The 12,087-nt window shown below is 68.2% G+C and carries 12 protein-coding genes; 4 read left to right on the top strand and 8 right to left on the bottom strand.

What is annotated here, in order from left to right:
• Positions 1-21 precede the first annotated feature (21 nt).
• The 8 genes from HLB44_RS27090 to HLB44_RS27055 form a co-directional block, all read right to left on the bottom strand.
• Positions 22-405, bottom strand: a complete 384-nt coding sequence (locus HLB44_RS27090; RefSeq protein ID WP_173130270.1) for a c-type cytochrome — start codon at positions 403-405, stop codon at positions 22-24.
• Positions 402-1,463 (bottom strand): cytochrome-c peroxidase, encoded by a 1,062-nt coding sequence (locus tag HLB44_RS27085; RefSeq protein ID WP_173130267.1) that lies wholly within the window; start codon positions 1,461-1,463, stop codon positions 402-404. Before HLB44_RS27085 ends, HLB44_RS27090 begins: the two co-directional genes overlap by 4 nt.
• Positions 1,464-1,631: 168 nt before the next feature.
• Entirely contained in the window at positions 1,632-2,060 is a 429-nt protein-coding gene (locus HLB44_RS27080; RefSeq protein WP_173130264.1) for a response regulator, read from the bottom strand.
• Between the two features lie 169 nt (positions 2,061-2,229).
• Entirely contained in the window at positions 2,230-2,862 is a 633-nt protein-coding gene (locus tag HLB44_RS27075) for a response regulator (RefSeq protein WP_173130261.1), read from the bottom strand.
• 174 nt (positions 2,863-3,036) lie between these two features.
• Entirely contained in the window at positions 3,037-5,463 is a 2,427-nt protein-coding gene (locus HLB44_RS27070; RefSeq protein WP_246312497.1) for a GspE/PulE family protein, read from the bottom strand.
• Positions 5,464-5,613: 150 nt separating this feature from the next.
• Complete coding sequence (locus HLB44_RS27065) at positions 5,614-6,927, bottom strand: TRAP transporter large permease (protein ID WP_173130258.1); 1,314 nt, start codon at positions 6,925-6,927, stop codon at positions 5,614-5,616.
• A gap of 24 nt (positions 6,928-6,951) precedes the next feature.
• Entirely contained in the window at positions 6,952-7,485 is a 534-nt protein-coding gene (locus HLB44_RS27060) for a TRAP transporter small permease (RefSeq protein WP_173130255.1), read from the bottom strand.
• Between the two features lie 38 nt (positions 7,486-7,523).
• Positions 7,524-8,516, bottom strand: coding sequence for a TRAP transporter substrate-binding protein (locus HLB44_RS27055; RefSeq protein WP_173130251.1), 993 nt, complete (start codon positions 8,514-8,516; stop codon positions 7,524-7,526).
• An 85-nt stretch (positions 8,517-8,601) separates the two neighbouring features.
• Here HLB44_RS27055 and HLB44_RS27050 point away from each other — a divergent pair, with 85 nt between their 5' ends.
• From HLB44_RS27050 to HLB44_RS27035, 4 genes are all read left to right on the top strand, one after another.
• Complete coding sequence (locus HLB44_RS27050) at positions 8,602-9,534, top strand: LysR family transcriptional regulator (protein WP_173131095.1); 933 nt, start codon at positions 8,602-8,604, stop codon at positions 9,532-9,534.
• A 114-nt stretch (positions 9,535-9,648) separates the two neighbouring features.
• A complete protein-coding gene (locus tag HLB44_RS27045) occupies positions 9,649-10,464 on the top strand; it encodes a putative hydro-lyase (RefSeq protein WP_173130249.1) in 816 nt (271 codons plus the stop codon).
• 32 nt (positions 10,465-10,496) lie between these two features.
• Positions 10,497-11,456: a TRAP transporter substrate-binding protein gene (locus HLB44_RS27040; RefSeq protein ID WP_173130247.1), complete on the top strand. Its 960-nt coding sequence runs from the start codon at positions 10,497-10,499 to the stop codon at positions 11,454-11,456.
• 39 nt (positions 11,457-11,495) lie between these two features.
• Positions 11,496-12,086 (top strand): TRAP transporter small permease, encoded by a 591-nt coding sequence (locus HLB44_RS27035; protein WP_246312518.1) that lies wholly within the window; start codon positions 11,496-11,498, stop codon positions 12,084-12,086.
• Position 12,087 lies beyond the last annotated feature (1 nt).

The raw sequence follows: 12,087 nt of genomic DNA, 5'->3' as shown, positions 1-12,087 counted from the left end.
TCGTTAGAAGAGGGAAGGGAATCAGCGCTGGTTGACGGAGCGCACGAAGGCGGTCACGTCGTTGATCTGCTCGTCGGTGAGCTCCTCGGCCCACGGCGGCATGCCGGGCGAGCGGCCGATCGGCTCACCGCCCTTGCTGATGATCAGCTTGATGTACTGGTCGTTCTTGTCCGAGGCGCGCAGGTTCGCCGGCCGCGGCGTGTGCAGGCGCGCTGCGCGGCCGTTGCCGTCGGCATTGATGCCGTGGCAGGTGACGCAATAGTTCGCGTACACCAGCCCGCCGCGAAACACCGCGGCATCGCGGCTGTCGCGCGGCAGCAGCGCGCCGTCGGTGCGCTTGTCGGCCGCGGCGCCGGCCGCGGTGGCGACCAGCAGCGCGGCGACCAGTGCAGCGACACGCTTCATTGCGGCAACGCCGGCACGCTGGCGCTCTTGACCGGGCTGGTCAGCGTCTTCATGAAGGCGACCAGGTCGGCCTTCTCGGCAGCGCTCAGGTTCAGCTTGCGCACCTCGGGCGAGAGGTTGCGCCGGTCGTCGCCGCCGCGCGCGTAGTGCTCGACGGTGTCCATCAGCGTGGTCGCGGTGCCGGTGTGGAAGTACGGCGCCGTCAGCTCGACGTCGCGCAGCGTCGGCGTCTTGAACGCGCCCTTCAACACGGCGACGCCGCGGATCTTGAAGCGGCCCTCGTCGTCCTGTCCCGGTGCATGCGCGATGCCGATGTTGTGGAAGCCGTTGTCGGTGAAATTCGGCGGCTTGTGGCAGGCGGCGCAGTTGCCCTTGGCCGGGTCGCTGAAGACCTGGTAGCCGCGGTGTTCGGCCGCCGTGATCGCGGTGCGATCGCCGGCGACCCAGCGGTCGAAGCGCGAGTCCTTCGAGACCACGGTGCGCTCGAACGCGGCGATGGCCTTGGCGACCGTCTCTTCGCTGATCGCCTCGCCGGGGTAGGCCGCATGGAACATCGCACGGTAGCCGGCGCGATCGTTCAGCAGCTGCAGCGCGGCGCTGAAATCGGTCTTCATTTCCTCGGGCGTCTTCATCGGCCCGAGCGCCTGGTCTTCCAGGCTCTTCTTGCGGCCGTCCCACATGAACTGCGTGTTGTAGGCGGTGTTGACCACCGTCGGCGTCGCGCGGCCGAGCACGGTGCCGTTGATGCCGATGCCGGTCTTCAGGCCGTCGGACCAGCCCAGCGACGGGTTGTGGCAGCTGGCGCAGGAGACCGTGCCGTTGCCCGACAGGCGCGGGTCGAAGAACAAGGCCTTGCCGAGCTCGACGCGCGCCGGCGTCGTCAGGTTGTCGGCCGGGGCCGGCGGCTCACCGAGCAGCCAGACCTTGTCGGCCGGCGTCGCGGGCGGCGGAAGATTGTCGGCACCCGCGCCGGCGAAGCCCAGCAGCGCGATCGCGCCCACCGCTGCCGACAAACCTGTGAACGAACAGGTGCGGTCGAAAATGCGTCCAGTCTTCATGTACTGCCTTTCAAAGACGACGAATCACGGCGAGGCGCCGGGGTGCACACCGGGCTTATCGGCATCTTGATCTGCGACAAGAGACTGGAAATGGAAAAAAAGCCGGCCTTTGGGCCGGCTTTCCTGAGCACCGCGTCACGCGGTGCGCGATGCGGGCGTTGGACTGCTCTAGTACAGCTCCTCGAGCCGTTCATCCAGCGCCGGCAGGTCCAGCGGCTTGGGCCACCACGCGCGTGCGCCGAGCGCCAGCGCGGCCTGGTGTGCGGCCTCGTCGTGGCTGGCCGAGACCACCGCCACCGGCACGTGGCGCAGCCGAGGATCGGCGCGCAGCCAGGCCAGCAGGTCGAGCCCGCTGCCGTCGGGCAGGTGCAGGTCGAGCAGGATCGCCAGCGGCGGCTCCTCGCGCGCCAGCGCCAGCGCTTCGCGCACGGTGCAGGCCGAGCGCACCGATTCGCGACCGCGCAGCCGGAAAAATTCCTCCAGCAGCAGCAGATTGATCGGGTTGTCGTCGACGATCAGTACGCTACCGAACCCGGTCGTCACCGGAGGTGTCAATGCCGACACCCATGGCCTGGTGGCACTGGGCACCCTGTCCATGACCATCTTCTCCCTGTGTGCGGCAGCCCAACGTTGCCGTCGAGCCATTGTTGGCACGCCCCGTCGCAACGCGCTGCGGGGAGACCTTGACCCTTGCTGTAGGACAAGACAAGAGATCCCCCGGACGGGGGAGGCCACCGCTCACTAGCGGAACTACGCAGCGGCCGCTTCAGCCTTCGATCAGGCCTTCGCGCACGGCCAAGCGCACCAGTGCGGTGACACCGCTGACACCGAGCTTGGTCATGATGCGGCTGCGATAGGTGTCCACCGTTTTCGGCGACAGATGCAGGTCGTGCCCGATGGCCGCGCTGCTCATGCCGTTGACGACCATCGTGACGATCTGGCGCTCGCGCGGCGACAAGGTCGAGAACGGGTCGGGCGGTGCATCGTCGGCCAGTGCCTGCAATGCGAGATCGGCCACCTGCGGGCCGAAGAAGCGGCGTCCGGCGGTGACGGTGGTGATGGCCTGCAGCAGCTCGGCGGCGCCCGAGTCCTTCAGCACATAGCCGGCGGCGCCCAGGCGCACCGCTTCGGCCACATGGCGCGGCTGCGCCGACATCGTCAGCACGATCGCGCGCACCGGCGAATCACGCCGCTTCAGTTCCTGCAGCACCTCGAAGCCCGAGCGTTCACCCAGGCCGAGGTCGAGCAGCATCACTTCGGCACTGCGCTGCTGCGCATCGACCACCGCATGCGTCGGATCGCTGCCTTCGCCGACCACCGTGTGGCCGGCGCCTTCGAGCAACGCATGCAGGCCGTCTCGCAACAGCAGCTGGTCATCGACGAGGTACAGGCGTGTCATGGGCGGCCAATTGCGCGGTACGACACGAGGCGGTGAAACATGGAACTCCCTTGAGAGCGGCTTCGCGAACCGCTTGTCTCGACAAGATACCAAATCGCCGCTTTGCTGCGGCGTGTCAAGAGAAGTTTTGTACCACGGACCGTGTGGTTTGCGCCCCTGGCGTGGACGCTTCTCTCAGGTGTTGCTGCGGGCACGAACTTCTCGGGCCGTCGTCAATCCGGCAAGCACTTTCTCGATTCCATCCTGGCGCAGCGTACGCATACCGCGTGCCATCGCAGCGCTGTGCAGCGACTGCGCAGGCACACTGGCCTGGATCAGGCGGCGCAGGTCGCGATCGATGTGCAGCGCTTCGTGCAGGCCGATGCGGCCGCTGAAGCCGCTGTGGCGGCAATGCGGACAGCCTGGGGCTTCATGCAGCTGCAATACACCGTCGCGGCCATGGCGTTGGCGCCATTGCGAGAGTGTGGATTCAGGCGTCGGCGCTGTTGCGTTGTCGGGAAAGCTTGATTGCCAATCGTCGAGAAGCTCCTCGATTTCATCGTCGCGTGCGGGACGGCGGGTGACGCATTGGCGACACAGCCTGCGCACCAGCTGCTGCGCCAGCACCATCGACAGCGCATCGGCCAATGCGAACGAGTCGAGTCCGAGATCGAGCAGCCGCACGATGCCATCGGCAGCGCGGGTGCCCGGCACGGCCGAGAACACCAGGTGGCCCGTCAGCGCGGCATCGATCGCCGCCTGCGCGGTCTCGCCATCGCGCAGCTCGCCGACCATCACCACGTCCGCATCGGCGTCCGTGAACGCGCGCACGGCCTTCGCGAAGGTCCAATCGATGCGGGGGTTCACTTGCACCTGGCGCAGCCCCGGCTGCGTGATCTCGATCGGGTCTTCGGCGGTCCAGACCTTGCGTTCGGGCGTGTTGATGTGCGCGAGCGCCGCGTGCAGCGTCGTCGTCGTGCCGCTGCCGGCGCGGCCGACGCACAACAGCAGGCCCTGCGTGCGCGTGATGGCCGATTGCACGCCCGCCAGCACCGCAGGTGCCAGGCCGATGGCATCGAGCGGCAGCGCTTGCATCGGCGCCAGCCGGCGCAGCACGGCATCTTCGAGGCCGTGGGTGGTGGGAATCGTCGCCAGGCGCCACTCGGGCATGTCGCCCTGCACGACATGACCGAATTGGAGCTTGCCGTGCTGCGGCTTGCGGCGCTCGGACGTCTCGAGCCCGCCGAGGGCCTTCAGCCGCGCGACGAGGGCCGGCCCGCGGTCCGGCGGCGCTTCGAGGTAGGGCTCGAGCACGCCGTCGCGACGGAAGCGAATGCGCAGCGGATCGTCGCCGCCGGGGCACTCGATGTGGATGTCGGACACGCCGCTCCGGTGCGCCTCGGCGATCGTCGTGTCGATCAGCCGCTCGAGCGTGTCGTCAGGCTCGACCTGCACGATGGCGGGCGAAGCAGGCCGCGGATTCGGGGTCGCGGTGGCGGGCGGCGGCGCGGCCGCCGCTAGCTTGCCGAGCCGCTGGTACAACTGGTCGATCGCCGGCAGCAGCGTGCCTTCACGCGCCAGCACCGGCACCACCTTGGCCTGCGCACCGGACTCGATCTCGTCGATCAGGATGCGCGCCGAGGGGTCTTCGAGCGCGACGACGAGACGGCCGCCACGCATCATCAGCGGCAGCGCCGGCAGGCGCCGCGCGAGCGCATGCGGCAGCTTCAGCGCCGCTTCGGGCTCGACCGGGAAGGCGCCGGCGTCGACGACCGGATAACCCATCTTGCGCGCCAGCGCCGCCTGCAGCTCGCCGCGGGTGACGACGCCGCGCTGCACCAGCAGTTCGCCGAGCGGCACGTTGCGGTCGCGCGTTTGCTGCTGCAGTGCATCGCCGAGAGCGCGCTCGTCGATGATGCCCAGGGCGATGAGTGCCTCGCCGATGCGCACCATCGGCATGCGCGACTGCTGCTCGATCGCCTCGAGCAACTGCTCGGGCACGACGATGCGCTCGGACAGCAGCAGGTCACCGATGCGGCGCTGGCGCAGGCTGTTCTGCTCGTCGGCGGCCTGCTGAACGTCGTCGGCGCTGGCGGCTTGCTGCTCGACCAGCAGCTCGCCGACGCGTGGACCGATGTCCAGCGATTGGATGCCGCCATGCGGATAGAAGCTGCGCAGCACGGCATCGCCGCTGCCGGGCTGCGGGGACAGCGGCGGAAACAGGAACACGCCGAGCGCGTGCTCGACCTGGCCGATGGTCTGCAGCGTCGTGCTGTCGCCGCCGCGAAAGTGCAGCGTGCAGCGGCTGCGCGGCGCGGCGCACAGCGCTTCGAGCGGTGAGCCGGCGGGGGCCGTCTCGCCGAGTGCGGGCAGCGGATTCAGCAGCGTCAGCCGGCGGAACTGCGTCATGCGCAGCGCCAGCGTGCCGCGCGCCGGCGGCACGATCAGGTAGGCAATGCCGGCTTCGGCATCGAACATCGCCAGCCGGCCGTGCGTGACGCGGCCGTTCGGCCCTTCGATCTCGCAGGGCTCGGGCGCCTGCTGCGGCCAGGGCGTCGGGTAGGCGGCGTAGGGCGGCGTCGGCCAGACGAAGACCTCGCCGCCGCGGCGGTCCGGCGTCATGCGCGAAGTGGGCGAGGGTGGCGAGGACACGGCGGGCGACAAGGCGGGCATGCGACAAAGGGCTCGCGGTGCGGGATGCTAGACCGCAAGATGTGCGGATGATCGCCTGAACAGCGCCGCGCTGTCACGGCAGTTCGCGTTCAGGTCCTGTCAGCGTTCGGGGCCCATCACGAGATCGGGCAGCCAGGTCACCAGGCCCGGAAACGCGGTGATCAGCGCGATGCACAGCACCAGGCAGCCGAAGAACGGCAGCGCCGCGCGGGCGATCACATTGCCGTCCTTGCCGGTCATGTTCTGCAGCACGAAGAGGTTGAAGCCGACCGGCGGCGTGACCTCGGCGATCTCGACCAGCAGCACGATGAAGATGCCGAACCACACCAGGTTGAAGCCGGCCTGCTGGATCATCGGCAGCACGACGGCGCTGGTCAGCACGATCATCGAGATGCCGTCGAGCGCGGTGCCGAGCACCAGGTAGACGACGGTCAGCGCGGCGATCAGCGCGATCGGGCTCAGGTGCATCGCCGTGACCCATTCGGCGAGCGCGCGCGGGATGCCGGTGAAGGCCATCGTCTTGGTCAGGAAGGCCGCGCCGGCGAGGATGAACATGATCATGCAGCTGGTGCGCGTCGTGCCCATCAGGCCGTCCCAGAAATTGGCCCAGGTCAGCGTGCGGCTCCAGGCGGCGAGGCCGAGGGCGCCGAGCACGCCGTAGGCCGCGCACTCGGTGGCTGTGGCCCAGCCGGCGATCAGCACCCAGACGATGAAGACGATCAGCGCGGCGCAGGGAATCAGGTTGCCCGAGCGCCGGATCTTCTCGGCGAAGCTGCACGGCGGGTCGGCCGCCGGCACCTTGTGCGGATGACGCAGGCTCCACCACATGATGTAGCCCGAGAACAGCAGCATCAGCAGGAAGCCCGGCACGAAGCCGGCGAGGAAGACGCGGATGATCGACGCATCGGCCGCCACCGCGTAGACCACCATCGTGATCGACGGCGGGATCAGGATGCCCAGCGTGCCGGCGGTGGCCAGCGAGCCGATCGCCAGGCGCTCGTCGTAGCCGCGGCGCTTGAGCTCCGGCAGCGCGACCTTCGAGATCGTTGCGCAGGTCGCGGCCGACGAGCCCGACACCGAGCCGAAGATGCCGCAGCCGAGGATGGTGGTGTGCATCAGCCGGCCGGGGATGCGGTTGAGCCAGGGCCGCAGGCCTTCGAACATTTCCTCGCTCAGCTTGGTGCGAAAGAGGATCTCGCCCATCCAGATGAACAGCGGCAGCGCGGCCAGCTCCCACGAGGCATTCGATTCCCAGAACGCCGAAAACAGGTTCTTGCCCGGCTGCGTGCTGGTGAAGAAGGTCTGGCCGACCCAGCCGCAGATCGCCAGCGTCATCGCGATCCACACGCCGGCCGCGAGCAGCACCAGCATCAGTGCCAGCAGCACGGCGCCGACGATCAGCATGTTGTCCATCGGCTCGGGGCTTTCGCAGCGGGTTCAGAGATCGGCCGAGAAGTCGCCCTTGGCGTGGCGCTCCTCGACCGCGGTGACGAAGGTCGGCCGGCCGCCGCGCAGCACGATCACGAATTCATCGAGCACCGCGATCAGCAGCAGGATCGAGCCGAGCGCGAAGCTCAGCTGCGGGATCCAGATGGCGATCGGCAGCAGGCCCTGCGCGAGCTCGTTGAACTCCCAGCTCTCGTAGGTGAAGCGGTTCGCCCACCACGCGAGGTAGGCGGTGGCGGCGCTGCCGATGGCCAGCGCGAAGAGCTCGAAGCGGTGGCGCCACGCGGGTGACAGTTTCTCGAGCAGCAGCGTCACGCGTACGAAGTCGCCGTGCTTGAAGGCATGCGCCATCGCCATGAAGGCCGCGGCCGCGCAGCACCAGGCGACGATGTCGTTGATCGCGCCGGTGCGGATGCCGAGCTCGCGCGCGATGCTCTGGTAGATCATCAACACGCCGATCGCCAGCACCATCAGTGCCGCGATCGCGCCGGCGGCGAGGTACAGCGTGTCGAGGACCTTGCGCATGCAGCGAGCCGGCTTCCGTTCTTCGGTGCTTTCGCCGCTCAGTTCTTGGCCGCCGGCTTCGCCGCCTGGGCCTTCTTGTACGCCGCGACCACCGCGACGTTGTCGGCGCCCGCCGTCTTCTCCCAGTCGGCCAGCATGATCTCGCCGACCTGCTTCAGGTCCTGCTTGAGCTTGGCGTGCGGGCGATGGATGGTCATGCCCTTGTCGGTCAGCGCCTTCTTGTACCAGTCGTTCTTTTCCATGCTGATCTTCCAGCCGCGGGCCTCGGCCTCGGCGGCGGCCTTCATCAGGGCGTCCTGCGTCGGCTTGTCGAGGGCGTCGAACGCCTTCTTGTTGACGATGACCGCGTTCTTCGGCAGCCAGGCCTGCGTGTCGTACCAGTTCTTGATGTGCTCGTAGGTCTTCGAGTCGTAGCCGGTCGAGCCCGAGGACATGTAGCTGTCGACGACGCCGGTGGCCAGCGCCTGCGACAGCTCGGCGGCCTGGATCGTCACCGGCTGCGCGCCGATCAGCTCGGCGATCTTCGCGGTCGCCGGGCTGTAGGCGCGCCACTTGATGCCACGCATGTCGGCCACCGACTGGATCGGCTTCTTCGTGTAGATGCCCTGCGGCGGCCACGGCACCGAGAACAGCAGCTTCATGCCCTGGCCGGCGAGCTGCTTGTCCAGCTGCGGGCGCTGCAGGTCGTACAGCAGCTTGGCTTCGTCGTACGAGCTGGCGAGGAAGGGCACGCCGTCGAGCGCGTAGATCGGCGCCTCGTTGGCGAAGTTGGCGAGCAGGATCTCGCCCAGCTGGGCCTGGCCGCCCTGCACCGCGCGCTTGATCTCGTTGGCCTTGAACAGCGACGCGTTGGCGTGCACCTGGATCTTCAGCTTGCCGCCGCTGGCCTTGTCGACGTCGGCGGCGAACTGCGTCATGTTCTCGGTGTGGAAGTTGGTCGCCGGGTAGGCGGCCGGCAGGTCCCACTTGGTCTGGGCGAAAGCGCTGGAAGCGAGCATCAGCGCGGCGGCGGTCAGCGTGCGAAGGAACATCGTCGTGGCTCCGGTTCTGTATGGGGCCGAGAATACCGACAACGGCACCGGCTTCCATGGGTATCTCTCCGAACACCGCCCGCACATGAACCTGCGCTTCGTCGAGGCCTTCTACTGGGCCGTGTCGCTCAAGAGCGTGACCCGCGCGGCGGAAAAGCTCTTCATCACGCAGTCGGCGCTGTCCAGCCGCATCGCCGCGCTCGAGGAAGAGCTCGGCGTGCTGCTGCTCGACCGGCGCGACAAGCAGTTCCGCGTCACCGTCGTCGGCACGCGCTTCTTCGGCTATGCGCAGCGCCTGCTCGAGCTGCAGCGGCAGATCAAGGGCGAGCTCGGATCGGATTCGGCGCGTGCGCAGCTGCTGCGCATCGGGGCGATCGAGTCGGTGGTGCACAGCTGGCTCACCGAATGGCTGCAGCAGATGCGCGTCGACCACCCGGCCTTCGAGCTCGAGCTGACGGTCGAAACCACGCCGCTGCTGACCGAGCAGGTGCGGCGCGGCACGCTGGACCTGGTCTTCGCCGCGCTGCCGGCCGGCGGCGAGGGCATCCGCACGCGCGCGCTGCAGCCGATGGAGATGGTGTTCGTCGGCCATGCGGTGCTGCATCCGCGCAAGCGTTATGCGCTGGCCGACCTGGCGCGCTTCGAGCTGCTGACCTTTCAGCGCGCGTCGCAGCCGTATGTCGCGCTGCTCGACATGTTCCGCTCGGGCGGCATCGAGCCGCCGCGCGTGCATGCGATCTCGTCGATCTCGGCGATGGTGCAGCTGGTCGAAGGCGGCTTCGGCATCGCGACGCTGCCGCGCGTGGCAGCCGAGCGGCTCGCGCAGCGCCAGCCGCTGCGTGTGCTCAATTGCACGGATGCGCTGTCGCCGCTGCCGCTGCACGCGAGCTACCGCGAGGATCCGACCTCGACGATCACCCTCGCCGCGCTCGAGGCGGCGGCGGCGTTCGCCGGGCTGAAGGCGCCCCGCCGCGGTGCGGCACGCACCACGCCGTTATCGAAAAAGTCGATGAGCTGAGCGAAGGATTTTGCGTTAGCGGACGTGAGGGCCGCTGCCCACAATGTGTCTCCATGGTGACCCCGAATCGGGGCCGGCACAGGAGATTCAAGCGTGGCACAACGATCCGACTCAATGTCGACACCGTCCCCCGACCCGCAGGCGCTCGGCCCCGCATCGACCGGCCTCGAGGTCCGCCTCGCCGCCCGCGCCGGCTGGCTGAGCAGCCACACCAGCGGCCTCGCAACGACCCACGTGCAGGGCAACGTGGTGATTCTGCCGCGTGACGTCGCCGACGAGTTCCTGCGCTACTGCCAGCGCAATCCGAAGCCCTGTCCGGTGCTCGCGGTCAGCGAGCCGGGCGACCATCGCCTGCCGACGCTGGCCGGTGACCTCGACATCCGCACCGACGTGCCGCGCTACCGCGTCTGGCGCGAAGGCGTGCTGGTGGACGAGCCGGGCGACGTGCGCGGAATCTGGCGCGATGACCTGGTGAGCTTCGTGCTCGGCTGCTCGTTCTCGTTCGAGCAGGCGCTGATCGAGGACGGCATCCGGCTGCGCCATGTCGACGAAGGCAAGAACGTCGCGATGTACCGCACGAGCATCGCCACCAAGGCGGCCGGCCGCTTCAGCGGGCCGATGGTCGTGACGATGCGGCCGATGAAGGCCGCCGACGCGATCCGCGCGACGCAGATCACCTCGCGCTTTCCGAACGTGCACGGCGCGCCGGTGCACATCGGCGACCCGGCGCTGATCGGCATCGCCGACCTGTCGCAGCCCGACTACGGCGACGCCGTGGCCGTGCTGCCCGACGAGCTGCCGGTGTTCTGGGCCTGCGGTGTCACGCCGCAGGCGGCGCTCGCGCAGGCGCGCCCGCCGTTCGCGATCACGCATGCGCCCGGCGCGATGTTGATCACCGACCTGCTGAACCACCAGCTCTCCAGCTTCTGACCCCACCCCTGAACCGCCTGAAGGAGACACCGATGAAGAAGATTGCGTTCACGCTGGCCTTGGCCGCTGCGCTTCCCGCCTTTGCGCAAACCAAGTGGGACCTGCCCTCCGGCTACGGCACCAACACCTTCCAGGTGCAGAACCTGCAGTGGTTCGCCGAGGAGGTCGACAAGTCGACCAAGGGCAAGCTGAAGATCCAGGTGCATGCCAATGCGTCGCTCTTCAAGGCCAACGAGATCAAGCGTGCGGTCCAGTCGTCGCAGACGGCGATCGGCGAATTCATCCTCTCCAGCGCCGGCAACGAGCACCCGGTGTTCGGCATCGATTCGATCCCCTTCCTGGCCACCAGCTACGCCGAATCGAAGAAGCTCGACGAGCTGTCGCGGCCCTACCTCGAGAAGACGCTGAAGGACCAGGGCCTGAAGCTGCTGTACACCGTGCCGTGGCCGCCGCAGGGCCTCTATACCCTGAAGCCGGTGGCCACCATGGCCGACTTCAAGGGCACCAAGATGCGCGCCTACAACCCGGCCACCTCGCGCATCGCCGAATACGTCGGCGCGCAGCCGGTGACGATCCAGCTCGCCGAGCTGCCGCAGGGCCTGGCCACCGGCGTGGTGCAGAACTTCCTGACCTCCAGCGCCTCGGGCATCGACAGCAAGCTCTACGAGCACGTCAAGTACTTCTACGACGTCAATGCCTGGCTGCCGCGCAATGCGGTGATCGTCAACCAGAAAGCCTTCGAGGGCCTCGACAAGGCGACGCAGGATGCCGTGCTGAAGGCCGCCGGAGACGCCGGCGCGCGCGGCTGGAAGCTCAGCGAGCAGAAGGACGCCGAGTACATGAAGGAGCTGGCGGCCAAGGGCATGACGGTCGACACCAGCAGCGAGGGGCTGAAGAAGGAATTGAAGATCATCGGCGGCCGCATGACGGTCGAGTGGATGAAGACCGCTGGCGACGACGGCAAGACCATCATCGAAGCGTTCAGGAAATAAGACCCCCCAACGGGCGATACGGAGACAACGATGGACAGCATGGCCGCTCCAATGGTGCGCAATGAAGAAGTAACGGCACCGGCGCGGCGGCTGTCGTTGCGGCGCTCGCTCGATGCGCTGTACCTGGGTGCGGGCGCGCTCGGCGCCACGTTCGTCGCGCTGATCGCCGCGGCGATGGTGTGGCAGAGCATCGCCCGCGAGTTCGGCGTCTCCACCGGCGCCACCAACGATGTCGTCGCGTGGTTCTGCGCGGCGGCGGCGTTCCTGACGATGGCGCATGCCTTCAAGCACGGCGACTTCGTGCGCGTGTCGCTGCTGACCGAGCGCCTCGCGCCCGGCGCGCGGCGTGTCGCCGAGCTGCTGTCGCTGGCCATCGGCATCGTCGCCGTCGGCTACCTCGCCTGGTGGGCCTGCCGCTTCACCTTCGAGAGCTGGCAGGTGCACGAGGTGGCGCAAGGGCTGCTGGTGATCCCCATCTGGATCCCGCAGATGAGCTTCGCGCTCGGATCGCTCTTGCTGCTGGTGGCGGTGATCGACGAGTTCTTCATCGTGCTGGCCGGCGGGCTGCCGACCTACGAACGCCTGGTGGCCGAGCGCCACGCAGCCGGCGACTTCTCCTCCGACCTCTAAA

The organism is Pseudaquabacterium terrae, assembly GCF_013266755.1.
Taxonomy (GTDB): Bacteria; Pseudomonadota; Gammaproteobacteria; order Burkholderiales; family Burkholderiaceae_C; genus Pseudaquabacterium; species Pseudaquabacterium terrae.
Note: the sequence above shows the minus strand (reverse complement) of the source record. Positions and strands in the feature narration are given on the sequence as shown.